Source organism: Methylomonas rosea, from assembly GCF_024505055.1.
Lineage (GTDB): Bacteria > Pseudomonadota > Gammaproteobacteria > Methylococcales > Methylomonadaceae > Methylomonas > Methylomonas rosea.
Map to the genome: position 1 here is coordinate 1 of NZ_JANIBL010000070.1, position 13,681 is coordinate 13,681.

General features: G+C 54.6%; 13 protein-coding genes and 1 other RNA gene. 8 read left to right on the forward strand and 6 right to left on the reverse strand.

Annotated features, from left to right (window positions below; translation table 11 throughout):
- On the reverse strand, nucleotides 1-2,008 hold a 2,008-nt coding region (locus tag NP589_RS18265; protein WP_256608251.1), incomplete at its 3' end, for an Rne/Rng family ribonuclease.
- Nucleotides 2,009-2,426: 418 nt separating this feature from the next.
- Between NP589_RS18265 and rluC the strand changes: the two genes are divergently transcribed.
- From rluC to NP589_RS18305, 8 genes are all read left to right on the forward strand, one after another.
- Complete coding sequence (gene rluC / locus NP589_RS18270) at nucleotides 2,427-3,386, forward strand: 23S rRNA pseudouridine(955/2504/2580) synthase RluC (RefSeq protein ID WP_020483492.1); 960 nt, start codon at nucleotides 2,427-2,429, stop codon at nucleotides 3,384-3,386.
- Nucleotides 3,370-4,017: an HAD-IA family hydrolase gene (locus tag NP589_RS18275; protein WP_256608252.1), complete on the forward strand. Its 648-nt coding sequence runs from the start codon at nucleotides 3,370-3,372 to the stop codon at nucleotides 4,015-4,017. Before rluC ends, NP589_RS18275 begins: the two co-directional genes overlap by 17 nt.
- A 7-nt stretch (nucleotides 4,018-4,024) precedes the next feature.
- On the forward strand, nucleotides 4,025-5,008 hold the full coding sequence (sppA, locus tag NP589_RS18280) for a signal peptide peptidase SppA (RefSeq protein ID WP_256608253.1): 984 nt from the start codon (nucleotides 4,025-4,027) through the stop codon (nucleotides 5,006-5,008).
- 117 nt (nucleotides 5,009-5,125) lie between these two features.
- Nucleotides 5,126-5,222, forward strand: an RNA gene (gene ffs / locus NP589_RS18285) — signal recognition particle sRNA small type.
- 33 nt (nucleotides 5,223-5,255) lie between these two features.
- On the forward strand, nucleotides 5,256-6,842 hold the full coding sequence (gene dnaX, locus NP589_RS18290; protein ID WP_256608254.1) for a DNA polymerase III subunit gamma/tau: 1,587 nt from the start codon (nucleotides 5,256-5,258) through the stop codon (nucleotides 6,840-6,842).
- Between the two features lie 17 nt (nucleotides 6,843-6,859).
- Nucleotides 6,860-7,183, forward strand: coding sequence for a YbaB/EbfC family nucleoid-associated protein (locus NP589_RS18295; RefSeq protein WP_026147014.1), 324 nt, complete (start codon nucleotides 6,860-6,862; stop codon nucleotides 7,181-7,183).
- A 2-nt stretch (nucleotides 7,184-7,185) separates the two neighbouring features.
- The gene (gene recR, locus NP589_RS18300) at nucleotides 7,186-7,782 is read left to right on the forward strand and encodes a recombination mediator RecR (RefSeq protein WP_064009431.1); all 597 of its coding nucleotides are present in this window, start codon (nucleotides 7,186-7,188) and stop codon (nucleotides 7,780-7,782) included.
- A gap of 8 nt (nucleotides 7,783-7,790) precedes the next feature.
- Nucleotides 7,791-8,129: a histidine triad nucleotide-binding protein gene (locus NP589_RS18305; protein WP_256608255.1), complete on the forward strand. Its 339-nt coding sequence runs from the start codon at nucleotides 7,791-7,793 to the stop codon at nucleotides 8,127-8,129.
- Between the two features lie 64 nt (nucleotides 8,130-8,193).
- Here the strand turns inward: NP589_RS18305 and NP589_RS18310 are convergent, their stop codons facing one another.
- The 5 genes from NP589_RS18310 to NP589_RS18330 are packed head-to-tail and all read right to left on the reverse strand — an operon-like array spanning nucleotide 8,194 to nucleotide 13,534.
- Nucleotides 8,194-9,186, reverse strand: a complete 993-nt coding sequence (locus NP589_RS18310; RefSeq protein ID WP_256608256.1) for a polysaccharide deacetylase family protein — start codon at nucleotides 9,184-9,186, stop codon at nucleotides 8,194-8,196.
- Entirely contained in the window at nucleotides 9,183-10,040 is an 858-nt protein-coding gene (locus tag NP589_RS18315) for a hypothetical protein (RefSeq protein ID WP_256608257.1), read from the reverse strand. The genes NP589_RS18310 and NP589_RS18315 overlap by 4 nt, the downstream gene beginning before the upstream one ends.
- A 55-nt stretch (nucleotides 10,041-10,095) precedes the next feature.
- The gene (locus tag NP589_RS18320; protein ID WP_036279129.1) at nucleotides 10,096-10,362 is read right to left on the reverse strand and encodes an acyl carrier protein; all 267 of its coding nucleotides are present in this window, start codon (nucleotides 10,360-10,362) and stop codon (nucleotides 10,096-10,098) included.
- A gap of 31 nt (nucleotides 10,363-10,393) precedes the next feature.
- The gene (locus NP589_RS18325; RefSeq protein ID WP_256608258.1) at nucleotides 10,394-11,497 is read right to left on the reverse strand and encodes a 2-oxo acid dehydrogenase subunit E2; all 1,104 of its coding nucleotides are present in this window, start codon (nucleotides 11,495-11,497) and stop codon (nucleotides 10,394-10,396) included.
- 9 nt (nucleotides 11,498-11,506) lie between these two features.
- A complete protein-coding gene (locus tag NP589_RS18330) occupies nucleotides 11,507-13,534 on the reverse strand; it encodes a dehydrogenase E1 component subunit alpha/beta (protein WP_256608259.1) in 2,028 nt (675 codons plus the stop codon).
- Between the last annotated feature and the right edge of the window lie 147 nt (nucleotides 13,535-13,681).

Consider the following 13,681-nt stretch of genomic DNA (forward strand, 5'->3'; position numbering starts at 1 on the left):
CGCCGTTGCGTGGGCCGCGTCTACGGCTGCGGCTGCGACGGCTGCGTTCTTGACCGCCGTTCTCTTTCTTGGCGCTTGCAGCGGCGTCGCCGGCATTTTCCTGGTCAATCACCACGGCTTGCTTCGGCTCGGCTGGTGCGTTGCCCGTCGCTTCGGTGTTTGCCGGGCTGTTGGGCGGACGACGATTGTTGTTACGGCGGTTGTTGTTACGGCCTGAAGCTGACCGTTCGCCTCTCTCCCCTCTATCGCCGCGATCACCACGGTCTCGGCGATTGTTTCTGGGGGACCTGGGTTTGTCTTCGCCGCTTTTTTCAGCGGCTTCGCCGTTTTCGGCGGCTTTGCTATTGCCGATCAGACGCTGCCAGAAACGTTGAATCAAACCGGCAGAGGTTTTTTTGCTTTGTACCGGAGCTGGGGAGTCCGGTAAAAATTCTTTGATCGCGGCTTTTTCAGCTTTCGGGCCGGCCTGCTTTGCAAATTCCGGAACCGAGATGTCTTCTTCCTTGATATGCAAATGGCTGGCTTTTTCTTCGCTGCCTTCACCTGCGGATTTGATGCGCTCGATGTCGTAGGCCGGGGTTTCCAGATGCTTGCTGGGCAGCACGATAATGCCGACTTGCAGTCTGGTTTCGATTTCTTGAATCGCCGCGCGCTTTTCGTTTAACAAGAACGTCGCGCAATCGATAGGCAGATGGGCGATGACGCGCTCGGTGCCCTTTTTCATCGCTTCTTCTTCGATCAACCGCAATACAGCCAGCGTGACGGATTCGACGTTGCGGATGGTGCCTTGGCCTTTGCAGCGTGGGCAGGTCAGTTGCGTGGAATCGCCTAGCGAGGGACGCAGGCGCTGTCTGGACATTTCCATCAAGCCAAAACGCGAGATGCGGCCGGTCTGGATCCTGGCGCGGTCGATTTTCAACGCATCGCGCAAACGGTTTTCCACTTCGCGTTGGTTTTTGTTGGACATCATGTCGATGAAATCGATCACGAACAAGCCACCCAAATCGCGCAAGCGCAATTGGCGGGCTATTTCGTCGGCGGCTTCCAGATTGGTGTTCAACGCGGTTTCTTCAATGTCGCTGCCTTTGGTGGCGCGCGCCGAGTTGATGTCGACCGAGGTCAAGGCTTCCGTGTGATCGATGACGATGGAACCACCTGAGGGTAGTGACACCTCGCGGCGATAGGCCATTTCGATTTGGGTTTCGATCTGGTAGCGGCTGAACAGCGGCACGCTGTCTTGATACAGCTTGGCTTTGTGCAGATTGTGCGGCATCACCTGCTTCAAGAAGTTATGCACCAATTTAAAGGCGCCTTCCTGGTCGATCAGGATTTCGTCGATGTCGCCGCGCAAGTGATCGCGCAGGGCGCGGATGATCACGTTGCTTTCCTGGAAAATCAGGAAGGGCGCGACTTGTTCGCTACTGGAGCGGTCGATGGCTTCCCACAGTTGCAGCAGGTAGTTCAAATCCCATTGCAGTTCTTCGACATTTTTGTCTGAGCCGGCTGTGCGGATGATCAAACCCATGCTGTCCGGGATTTCCAGCGCAGCCATGGTTTCGCGCAGTTCGCTGCGGTTATCGCCTTCGATACGGCGGGAAATACCGCCGGCTTTGGGGTTGTTCGGCATCAACACCAGATAGGTGCCGGCCAGACTGATGTAAGTCGTTAGCGCCGCGCCTTTGTTGCCGCGCTCTTCTTTTTCAATCTGAACAACGATTTCCTGACCTTCGCGAATATTGGATTTGGAGGATTTACCTTCTTCGTTATCGCCGGTTCTGTATTCGGGGGCGATTTCCTTAAATGGCAGGAAACCGTGTTTTTCGGCGCCATAATTAACGAAGGCGGCTTCGAGGCTGGGTTCTACCCGAGTGATGATACCTTTATAAATATTGGATTTTTTTTGTTCTTTTGACGGAACTTCGATGTCGAAATCATAGAGTTTCTGACCATCTACCAATGCCACCCGCAGCTCTTCGGCCTGCGTGGCGTTGATAAGCATTCTTTTCATTAAATTATCCTTATTGTGTTATGTATCCTACCTAGAGCTTAAACAGGTTTGGTTGTCGCGGATAAAGGCGGCGTGTTTCCCAATATGAACTTAAGTGAGCGGCCAGACTGACTGAAAACTGCAAGTGATTGTAGTTATTGTCGCAGTGAATTATCGGCAATTGCCGAGGGTGGCGCTTGAAAAATGGGATATCTGTTATACCGAACTCTATACTAAGGATGCAGCACGCTCATCATGGGTTGAGCGATAAAACCCGAAAAAATTCTTTAAGCTTAACGCGAAGCTACAGCGCTAAAACCCGGTCTTTAAATTTTTATAGTTAAAGTCTATCCAAAGATAAACTAGCCTAATATAGCAATGTTTATACACAGCAGCAATTTTAAACATGGCTGGCGGATATGTTGTTATTATTTGCCGCATGAATACCGCAGAAAATCAGACCAATCCGCAAGTACAATGGTTGGAAATTACCGAGGCAAACAGCGAACAAAGGCTCGATAATTTTCTGATCACTTATCTCAAAGGCGTGCCTAAAACCCGCATCTACCGCATGGTCAGAAAGGGCGAAGTACGGGTGAATAAAGGTCGTATCGACGTTAGTTACAAGTTGCAGTTAGGCGACATCGTAAGGATTCCCCCGGTCAGAGTCGCGGAAAAAAAAGACGAAATCATCGTCCAGCCCACCTTGAAGTTCAGTCTGGAAAACCACATTCTCTACGAAGACGACGGCTTTATCGTGTTGAACAAGCCGGCCGGCTTTGCCGTCCATGGCGGCAGCGGTGTAACGTCCGGGGTCATCGAGGGGCTAAGACAGATTCGGCCGCAGCAGAAATTTCTGGAACTGGTGCATCGGCTGGACAAGGAAACCTCCGGTTGCCTGTTGATAGCCAAGAAGCGCTCGGTATTAAAGGTATTGCATGAACTTTTTCGCGGCGATGGCATTCAGAAGACCTATTTGGCTTTGTTGGTGGGGCAGTTTCAGCGTAAGAAGCAGTTGGTCGAGGTGCCTTTGTTGAAGAATGTCGCCCAGGGCGGCGAGCGGATGGTGGTGGTTAGCCAGGCCGGTAAATCCGCGGAAACCCTGTTCACCCGCTTGAAACAGTTCCAGGATGTGACCTTGGTGCATGCCGCGCCCAAGACTGGTAGAACGCACCAGATTCGTGTGCATGCCGCCTGGCTGGGACATCCGATTGTGGCCGATGATCGTTACGGCGATGACGGCACGAATAAGGCCTTTAAAAAGCGCGGTTACAAGCGTTTGTTTTTGCACGCTGAGCAATTGCAGTTTGCTCATCCCGTCAGCGGGGCCTTGCTGCACTTCACAGCGCCTTTACCCGAGGATTTACAAGAATTACTGAATCATGAAAAACCGCTTTGATTTGATCATTTTCGATTGGGACGGAACCCTGATGGATTCGGTGGACTGGATCGTGCATTGCATCCAGCAGGCCGCGATGCGTTGCGAGTGCGCAGTGCCGACCGCACAGGCAGTCAGGGATATCGTCGGCTTGAGTATCGAAAATGCGATGAAGCAGCTGTTTCCGGATGAAGATAGCGAAAGCCGGCAAAAGATAGCCGCCGATTACGCGAAAACCTTTTTTACCAAGCAGATCGGTCCTGACGACTTGTTTCCCGGTGTGCACGATATGCTTATGCAGTTTCGCAGCCAAGGTTATCGTCTGGCTGTGGCTACCGGCAAGAAAAGCAAGGGTTTGCAGGCAGCGATCAATGCTACCGGTGTGGAGGATTTATTTTGTACCACGCGCTGCGCGGACCAAACCGCTTCCAAGCCCAATCCGCTGATGCTGGATGAAATTGTTATGGAACTGGGCGTGGATAAGCAGCGTACCTTGATGGTCGGTGATTCGGTGCATGATTTGCAAATGGCCCTAAATGCACAAGTCGCGTCAGTCGGCGTTACTTGCGGCGCGCATCCCGCTACAACCTTGCAAAAGTACAATCCCTTGCTGTGTTTGAACTACCCCACCGACTTGATCGGAATCATATAGGAGACAAATGGTGGAGAATAAACAAGATCTTCCCGAAGATATTGCTGAAAATAGTCCCGGTTGGGAAAAGTCGGTGCTGGAGAAATTAGCGTTTGCCGCCATCGACGAACAGAAAGCCGCGCGGCGCTGGGGGATATTTTTTAAGCTGCTGACGTTTGCTTATCTAACCGTCGCGCTGGGCATAGCGGTATATCCGAAATTTAAGGAGGGCATCGATTCGGGTACGGGCGAGCATGTGGCTATCGTCGATGTATTGGGGCAGATTGTCCAAGGCGAGGCCGCCAGTGCCGACACGGTGATCGAGGGTTTACGCGACGCGGCCAAGGATAAAAATACCAAGGGTATTATCCTAAATATCAATTCACCCGGCGGTAGTCCAGTGCAGTCGGCGTACATTTACGACGAGATCAGGCGCTTGAAAGCCGAGCATCCGCAGTTGCCGATTTATGCAGTGGTTGGCGATATGTGTGCATCCGGCGGTTATTATGTTGCGTCGGCCACCGACAAGATATTCGTGAATCAGGCCAGTATTATCGGCTCTATCGGCGTAATCATGAACGGTTTTGGCTTTACCAATGTGTTGGACAAGCTGGGCGTGGAGCGGCGATTGTTGACCGCCGGCGCGCACAAAGCCATGCTCGATCCGTTCTCGCCGGTCAATCAGCAAGAAAGCAAGCATATGCAGTCTTTACTGGATCAAGTGCACCAGCAGTTCATCGGCGCGGTTCGGGAAGGGCGCGGCAAGCGTTTGAAGGAAACCGATGCGCCGGATATGTTCTCCGGGTTGATTTGGACCGGTACGGAAGGTGTCAGACTGGGCTTGGCGGATGATTTCGGCAGCGTCGATAGCGTGGCGCGCGATCAGTTCGGCACCGAAGAGAAAATAAACTTTACCCCGCAGGAGCGTTTGATCGACCGCTTGGCCGGCAAGTTCGGCGCTTCGTTTGGTCATGCTATCGCCAGCAGTTTGCCTATTCCGGCGATACAGTAGTCGGGCGGCGCATTATCGAAGTTATTTACTTATTTTTGGCAAGACAGTTGCTTATCGATCGGCTTTTAAGGATAATGCGCCTCTCTTCAGCGTCTTGCTGATGTTTTATGGTTACTGTGTCGGTCCTCTCGCAACGATACGCTGTAAACCCCGCCAGGTCCGGAAGGAAGCAACGGTAGCAGCGGACTCGTGTGCCGGGATGTGGCTGGCGCAGTAGCCGCCCAAATCTTGCCTTTCCGCGTTGCTAATGGCTTATCAGGTTCTTGCCAGAAAATGGCGTCCCAGCAACTTCACCCAGCTTGTCGGTCAGGAGCATGTCAGCCAATCGCTAATGCACGCCTTGCAACATGATCGATTGCATCATGCCTATCTGTTCACCGGCACGCGCGGCGTTGGCAAAACCACGGTGGCGCGGATACTTGCCAAAGCCATCAACTGCGAAAATCTGAAAGATTTCAATCCCTGCGGCGAATGCCAGGTGTGTCGGGATTTCGAACAAGGCCGGTTTATGGACTTGATCGAAGTCGATGCAGCTTCCCGCACCAAAGTCGAAGATACCCGCGATCTGCTCGACAATGCCCAATACGCACCCAATCAAGGCCGCTACAAAGTCTATTTAATCGACGAAGTGCACATGCTGTCCGGGCATAGCTTTAACGCCTTGTTAAAGACCCTGGAAGAGCCGCCGCCACACGTCAAATTTCTGCTGGCTACCACCGATCCCCATAAAATCCCTGTCACGGTGCTATCGCGTTGTTTGCAATTCAATTTGAAACGGTTGTTGCCGGAACAAATCGACACGCAAATGCAGTTTATCCTGGGCCAGGAGCAAATCGCTTTCGAACCGGCCGCGCTAAAAATGCTTGGCCGAGCCGCCGACGGCAGTCTGCGCGACGGCTTGAGCCTGCTGGATCAGGCCATCGTTTACGGTAGCGGCAGCGTTACCACCGAAGCGGTAATAGGCATGCTCGGCACCGTTGCCCAGCAGCCTATCGACGACATATTGCAGGCCTTGGCGACTGGCGATGCGCAGGCCTTGCTGGCAAAAATTGCCGATGTAGCGGAACTGACGCCGGATTTTGCCGATATTCTGCAACAGATACTCAGAGTGTTGCATCGGGTTGCGTTGTTGCAGCAAATGCCGGATTTCGTCGATCACGAATTCGATAAGCAACTGCTGGATAGCTTGGCCAAGGCCTTGTTGCCGGAAGACGTGCAACTGTATTATCAGATCGGCTTGATCGGCCAACGCGACCTGCCGTTGGCGCCCGATCCACGTAGCGGGTTTGAAATGGTGATGCTGCGGATGTTGACTTTTCGGCCGCAAGCTGCGGAAGTGCAAACGCTTGAACCGGTCAAACCACCTGTCGTTAAGCCGACTGCCAGTGTATCGGCGCCCGTGACCGAGGCCAGGCATATTGAAGAGCCGCGTCCCATCTCGGTTTCACAAACCACTAAACCCGGCAATTGGACTGAGATTATCGCCGCCTTGAATATCAGCGGCCGTACCCGTGAGCTGGCAAATAACTGCGTATTGGATGGTATCGACGATAGCAGCTGTCGATTGCTGCTTGATCCTGGCTTTCAGCAAGTCGGCACCAAGGCTGAGGACAATCTTAGGGCAGCGCTGCAAAATTATTACGGTAAACCCTTAAAACTGGTCATAGGTAAGCAAGCAGAGCAGCAAATGACGCCGGCGTTGGAAATTCAAAAAGCTCGCGAAGATCGTCAGCAAGCGGCGGTCGATAGCATTAACACCGACGAAAATGTACAGGCTTTGAAAGATACCTTTGGCGCCAGAATCATGCCTGGTAGTATCGAACCGCTGAATTAAATATTGGAGAGACGATGATGAAAAATGCACTAGCGGGCATCATGCAACAAGCCCAAAAAATGCAGGACAACTTAAAAAAGGCCCAGGAAGAATTGGGGGCGATGGAAGTTCAGGGCGAATCCGGCGGCGGTCTGGTGACGATAGTGATGACCGGCAAGCGCGAAGTGCGTAAGGTCAGCATCGATCCCTCCCTGGTCGGCGACGACAAGGATATGCTGGAAGACTTGGTGGCTGCGGCAATCAACGACGCAGTGCATAAAGTCGGCAAGATGAAAAAAGAAAAAATGGCCGACGTCACCGCCGGCATCCCGATCCCGCCCGGTTTCCAAATGCCGTTCTAAACATGCAAAACCAAGGTTTGCTGAAAGAGTTGATTCAAAGCCTGTGCTGTCTGCCCGGCGTCGGGCCGAAGTCGGCGCAGCGCATGGCCTTTCATCTTCTGCAGCGCAATCGCGACGGCGGTATGCAGTTAAGCAAAATGCTTGCGAAGGCCGTCAACGAAATCGGCCATTGCCGCGAATGCCGGACCTTGACCGAAACTGAATTGTGCGAAGTCTGCGCGAATCCGTTGCGTGACTCGGAAACCTTGTGTGTCGTCGAAAGTCCGGCCGATGTTTGGGTGATTGATCAAGCGACTACCTTCAAAGGTAAATATTTTGTGCTGCACGGTCGCTTGTCGCCATTGGACGGTATCGGTCCCGATCAGCTGGGTTTTGAGTTACTCGAGCAGCGCATGGCAGCCGGGCAAATCAAGGAAATCATTCTGGCGACCAATTCCACCGTGGAAGGTCAGGCCACCGCACATTTCATCGGTGAAGTCGCCGGCAAATTCAATATCCGCGCCACCCGCATCGCCCACGGCGTACCGATGGGCGGCGAGCTGGAATTTATCGACAGCGGCACCTTGGCGCATGCGTTTAACGGCCGCCGGGAATTTTAGGAGGAAACATGAGTGACTGTTTGTTTTGCAAGATGGCCGGCGGCGAAATCAAGCCGGATGTGGTTTACGAAGACGAGCAACTACTGGCGTTCAGGGATATACATCCGCAAGCGCCCTTGCATGTGCTGGTCATTCCGAAGCGGCATGTCGCCAATTTAAACGAGCTGGATGATGCCTTGCTGGGTGGATCAATGCTGCAAACCGCAGCTAAAGTCGCCGCTCAGTTTGGTTATGCGGATAGCGGCTATCGAACGGTGTTCAACTGCAACGGCGATGGCGGACAGACGGTGCATCACTTACATCTGCACCTTCTGGCGGGCAGGCAGATGCATTGGCCGCCGGGTTAAATCAAATGTAAAAAAGCCGCGAAATTCGCGGCTTTTTTATGCGTTTTGGCAACCGCCGGGCAGATCATTGCTGTTCCAGCCAGTCCTTAATCTCTAGCGGTGTCATCGTCGTTCCACCCAGCTCCCGCATAAAAAAATCGAAGTAGCGACGGCATTTTTCCAGAAACCGTTCAAGGTCCGCATCGCTGTTCACGTAAGGTGTGCCTCCTGGCATCACCGACGGCGAGTGAAAGCTGAACACGAATATCCTCACGCCGTCGGCCAGCAAGGATTTGGTTAAGCGGCGCATTTCCGGTTCGCTGTAATCTTCGGGCGAGAGCCTAATCCGTTCCAGCAGTCGCAGCCTGGCGACGGCTCCCGATATTTTGGCCTTGCGCAGCCAGGGGTGCATCAGTCGCCGGTAAAGTGGCGTGCCACCCGCTCGTAACCTTCCTACATAACCGCCGGAACCGGGCAAGCCGAGCAGGCGGCGCTGGCTGCCAAACCAAAACGGGTCGCTGGTATAGCTAGAGTAGTCCGGACCGCCATCGGCACTGTAATCGATAGATGCGGCAACGCTGATGTCTACCTCGTAGCCTAGCTCCTCGAGAATCTCACCGGTATTGGGACCGAAGCCGTAACGGCCCGCAAGATAAGTTAACGGCGAGGTGCCGAATGAGGTCTTGATTTGCTCAGTGAGTAGCCGGAGTTTTTCATGCTCCAACGCGCGCGGCAGGTTGCCGGGATAGGAATTGCGCGCATTGAGCTCTTCATCGTACGGTGGCGACACCCAGGGATGCAAATGTGCACCGATCAGTGCTCGACCGGAATCTGCGTAGGCCTTGAGCGGGCCGAATGCTTCTTCTTGCGAGGCAATCGGATAGTCGACGACGTAGTTCGGAACGATACCAAAACTATCGAAAACAGCCTGCGCCCGGTCGATGTGGCGCATGTGCTTGACGCCCGTGGCGTGTCTATCATGCGGCTTGTTCCAGTTGAATTCTTCTTCGGTATGGATGACTACCGAGAGGATGGGGCGGGTTTCGCTGTCCAAGCGAATCAGTTTTCGTTCGCTCACTGGCTTAGCCCTACGATCTCGGAATAAAAATTGCTGATGTCGGATTCGGCCAGGGTTTCGCTGCGAAATACTTTGTTGCGATAACCGGCTAATTCGTGTGAAAGCTTTGGTAACCTGGGCAGCAGGCGCGACTCGACCCGCGTATAAAAGCAGCCGTGTTGCAGGAAGTAGGAACCAATGGTTGGGCGGTAACTCAGAAACAGTTCGGCATCACTGAATCCCAGCACTAGCGCGCCGGGTACGCCTTTCAATTGGTTTGGTTTCCAGGTCACGAGACAATACGCGCCGGGTTTTCCCACGGCCAGATGCCTTAGCCAGGGTAGATGGCGGTGATCACGAAATACCTTCGCATCCGCCGGTGCCAGCGCTTGTTCGATTGCATCGTAATCGGTAAGCACGTGAACGCCGCCGAGTCGGGCAAATGGCGAAGGAAGATTGGGCCAGAGTGCGTGGCGTTCGTTCATCGGCTTGAACTTCAGAAACTGTAGCGTCTTCGATACCACTTCCGTCGGCGTCAAGTCGGTGAAATGGAAGCCGGGCTGCGACACGACAGCCATCGCCAGCCGCATACTTTGGGAACGGAAGGCCTCCAGTACGCACCAACTGGTGATATTACAGAACTGTTCCGCCTGGCCGCGGATGATACGCTCGGCGTAGATGGCGCCGATACCGCCGACAATTTTGCCCTCGTCGCGAATCAGAAAACCGTTGTTGGGTTTGGCGACTCCCCAGTTCTGCTGAAAAGCTTGCGCCCATTGTTCGGCACTGCGCTCGGAGCTGAGGTGTTCTGTAAGAAATTGGCAGAAAGCGAGCAGGTCGCCGTCTTGAATCGGTTCCAGCGTCGGCATGGCCATGATGATTCCTTCAGCGCAATGGCGTGCAAATAGGCGTACGGGATGATTATTCTGCTTACGCTGGTTTGCTGGAAAGCAGAAAGTTGGTCATTGCGTTAATCGAGCCGAGATTGTCGATATTCATGTCTTCCTGTTTAATCCGGAAGTCGTAGCTCGCTTCGAACCAGACCACCAATTCCAAAATGGCGCCGGAGTCGAGCAGGCCTGTAGCGGGCAGGATGTCGTCGTCAGTGACGCCGGACGCGTCCATATCCAACGCTTTGGCAAGCTCAATTACCTTGGCGCGAATCGCGGCTTTGATCTGGTCGGGATTTAGATTCATCTATCGGTAGCCTCTGGTTTATGTGTGTTGGTTATGCCGGACGGGACAGCGCCAGCAACACCTGTGCGACGTCAAAACCCGTGAGAACGCGATGGTCGTAAGTGGCGCCCAACACGGCCTTGTCCGAGTTTTTCGGTGCGGCGTGAGCGATAATCAGCGATGTTTGCGGTGGCAGAATAGGGGTGTGGCGGCTGACATTCCAGCGGGCCATGCTCGAAAACGATAAGGTGGCGCCGGTGGCTTCTTGCGGCGGCAGTTTGTGAGCCATCGCGTGGCGCTGCACCTCGCCGAGTGCGCTAATGAATTGCGCGGCATCCATATCTTGAGTGTCGCGCACCACAGTCAAATAAAGCATCGCGCCGGCCTGCACGGTAAAGCCGATATTCACCGGCGTATATTGGAAACGCTGGCCGTTGACTATTGTGGAATTGATCAGCGGACGTTCGCGGCCCAGTTCGGCCAGACGGAAGGCTATGAGCGGCAGCAAGGGCGAAAGCATCAGCTTATGTTCCGCCGCATAAGCGGCGGCCCGCTCTTCCCAGGGTTTGGGGTCGTATTCGACCTCCAGATAGGCCGAGGCTGCAAAATCCCGATGCCAGGCGACAGTGTGCAGCATGCCCGCCGCTTCTGGTGACAGTTCCTGCAAGTCTCCGGCAACCGAGGGTGTGTCTTCCCTGCGGATTGCAGTTTGCGTCGATACGGCGGCTTTGCCTGGCTTACCGCCCTTGCTCAACCAGGTTTCGATGTCGGCCACCGACAGGCGCTCGCCGCTGGCGGGGACGCGGGCCGGGTCGATGTCCAGTTCCTTGAGCATGGCTCTGGCTTTTGCGGTGGGTTGGCGGACAGCGTTTACTGGTGATGAAGTATTTTTGGTTTCTTCAGGGATCGCTTCGTCGGACGTGGCGCCCAGCCAGAACATCACCGCGCCCACGCGGATTTTTTGTCCCGGTTCGCAGTCGACCCTCAGCACGTAGCCGTCCTGTTCCGCTGCCACGTCTATCATGGATTTGTCGGTTTCGACGGTGGCTACTACGTCACCGCTATTGACGAACTCGCCTTGCTTGACGTCGATGCTGACGACGTCCACGAACTCGTCGTTGATATTCACGCAGGGGACGGTTTGGAAAGTGGGCATGGCGGTCCTTTAAAAAAGGTCGAGAATTTGCTCGATTATCGATTGTTCGTCGGGAATAATGCTGCGCTCCAGACTGCGAGCGGAGGCGATGGGTACGGGCGGCGTGCCGATACGCAGAAACTGGCCCTTGAATCCGGATTCGAGCAAAGCGGCGGCTATTTCGGCGCTGACGCCGAAGTCGTGGTGAGATTCCTCGATTACGACTACGCACTCCCGCGTTGCCAGATGCTTGATCAACGATTCGCGCGGCAGAGGCGACAGCAGGGACGGCGAGACAATTTCAACTTCCAGCTCTTCTTCGCTTTCCAGTCTGTTAGCCACGGCTTCCGTCATCGTTAGCATGCCGCCGTAGCTTACCAATGTAACGTCAGGTTCGTTCGCGCCCCGCCGCAGCGTAGGAAACAGGTGGGTAGCGACATCATCCGTTGCCGGCAGCGCGACATAATCCGCCGGATCCATTTTTTCGCCGTAAAGCAGTTTGTGTTCAAGAAACAGCACCGGGTAATGCCAGCGCAATACGGCGTCGATAAGGAGTTCGGCAACATTGTGTCTGTGGCTGCCGTAAACCACCGTCAAGCCCGGTACCGAGGTAAACAGGTGTTCCGGGCTTTGGCTGTGCGTGGGCCCATAGCCGCGCCGGCCGCCGCACGGTGTGCGGATGACGATAGGCACCGAGGTGTCGGCAAACATTCCGGGGAACTTCACGGCATGGTTGAGCAGTTGATCCAGGCATAGCGACAGGAAATCCGCGAACATGATTTCCACGATGGGCAAGTAGCCGTCAAGCGACAAGCCTATAGCCGAGCCGGTGATGCCGGCCTCGCTGATCGGCGTGGAAATGACACGGCCGGGAAATTCGCTGGACAAACCTTGCGTTACTTTGAAGGCGCCGCCGTAGGGATCGTGCAGGTCTTCACCGATTAATAGCGTGCGCTGATCGGATTTGAGCAGGAATTGCAAGGCGGTGTTGAGCGCTTGGCGCACATTACTGCCGGCCGCGACAGGCGGATAATCCGGCAAAGGGTGTTCAAGTTGAGCGGTGAAGATGTGCGTTGGGGGTTCGGCGAGTGTGGCTTCCGGCGAGGCGTTGGCGGCCTGGCGAACCGTTTCCACAAACTCGCGATTACGGGCCTCGATGGTTGTCAGCGTATCGGCGGGCAACTGTCTGGCCAATGCGGCCAGAGGATCGCGGGCGCGAATTTCGTCAAGTTCGTTTGGATCGCGCAGATCGTCGCCCTTGCTGTGCGGGCCCATCCGCCGTGTGTCAATCACCAGAAAACCGGGGCCGCGACTCGCGCGCATTGCGCCGACTACTTCCGCTGCTTTACGGCAAAATTCCGGATCGTTGTCGGCAAGGCGCCAGGTGGGTAGTCCGAATGCCGCGCCGCGGGCTTCGATGTCGCCGCCCAGGTTGTCACGACTGACTGTAGTCTGAGAGATGCCGTTGTTTTCGACCACGACCAAAAGTGGGGCTTTCCAGACGGACGCCAAATTCATCGCTTCGTATACCAAACCCTGACCGAGCGTGCCGTCGCCGATGATGGCAGCCACGATTCCTGCGCTGCGGTTAAGTTTGCGCGCCAAGGCCAAGCCGGCACCGATGCCCAACATGCCGCCCTGTACGCCGTTGCTGTGAAAGTTACGGTGTACCAAATGTTGGCTACCGCCCCAGCCGCCGCAAGCACCAGCCTCGCGACCCATAATTTCGCCAACCAGCCCGACAAAGTCCCCGGAATACGACAGAAAATGACCGTGATTGCGATGATTGGAGAGAACAGCGTCGTCAGGATGATCCAATGCGCGCACTACGGATAATGCGGTGAGCTCTTGACCAATACAGGTGTGGGTGGTGCCTGACACCAAACCGCGGGAGAATTGATCAAGCACCAACTCTTCGGTTAGGCGAATCAGGTGGCCGTATGCATAAAGACTTTCCGGGTCAAGCCCGATTTGCGGCTTACCGTGCTCGTCTCGCGTGATGCCCGGTACTTCCCAAGTTTTATCCTCCGGAAAGCGCGCTACTTTGTGTGTGTCCATGTGCTGGTTCCGGCGGTCTTGGCTAGTGCTTTAGTCATAGGAATATAATTTACGCGAACCGACAGTGCCGTGCAAGAAGCGATTGAGCTGAACTCGGGGCGCGAAATCATCTGCTGGGAGTCTGTCGGACAAGTGTGTAATGTCATG

What these genes read in the sequence shown, in the direction of transcription:
- rluC (WP_020483492.1), top strand. Translation starts at nt 2,427, where the DNA reads ATGAATACCGCAGAAAATCAGACCAATCCGCAAGTACAATGGTTGGAA.
- NP589_RS18275 (WP_256608252.1), top strand. Translation starts at nt 3,370, where the DNA reads ATGAAAAACCGCTTTGATTTGATCATTTTCGATTGGGACGGAACCCTG.
- sppA (WP_256608253.1), top strand. Translation starts at nt 4,025, where the DNA reads ATGGTGGAGAATAAACAAGATCTTCCCGAAGATATTGCTGAAAATAGT.
- dnaX (WP_256608254.1), top strand. Translation starts at nt 5,256, where the DNA reads ATGGCTTATCAGGTTCTTGCCAGAAAATGGCGTCCCAGCAACTTCACC.
- NP589_RS18295 (WP_026147014.1), top strand. Translation starts at nt 6,860, where the DNA reads ATGAAAAATGCACTAGCGGGCATCATGCAACAAGCCCAAAAAATGCAG.
- recR (WP_064009431.1), top strand. Translation starts at nt 7,186, where the DNA reads ATGCAAAACCAAGGTTTGCTGAAAGAGTTGATTCAAAGCCTGTGCTGT.
- NP589_RS18305 (WP_256608255.1), top strand. Translation starts at nt 7,791, where the DNA reads ATGAGTGACTGTTTGTTTTGCAAGATGGCCGGCGGCGAAATCAAGCCG.
- NP589_RS18315 (WP_256608257.1), bottom strand. Translation starts at nt 10,040, where the DNA reads ATGGCCATGCCGACGCTGGAACCGATTCAAGACGGCGACCTGCTCGCT.
- NP589_RS18320 (WP_036279129.1), bottom strand. Translation starts at nt 10,362, where the DNA reads ATGAATCTAAATCCCGACCAGATCAAAGCCGCGATTCGCGCCAAGGTA.
- NP589_RS18325 (WP_256608258.1), bottom strand. Translation starts at nt 11,497, where the DNA reads ATGCCCACTTTCCAAACCGTCCCCTGCGTGAATATCAACGACGAGTTC.
- NP589_RS18330 (WP_256608259.1), bottom strand. Translation starts at nt 13,534, where the DNA reads ATGGACACACACAAAGTAGCGCGCTTTCCGGAGGATAAAACTTGGGAA.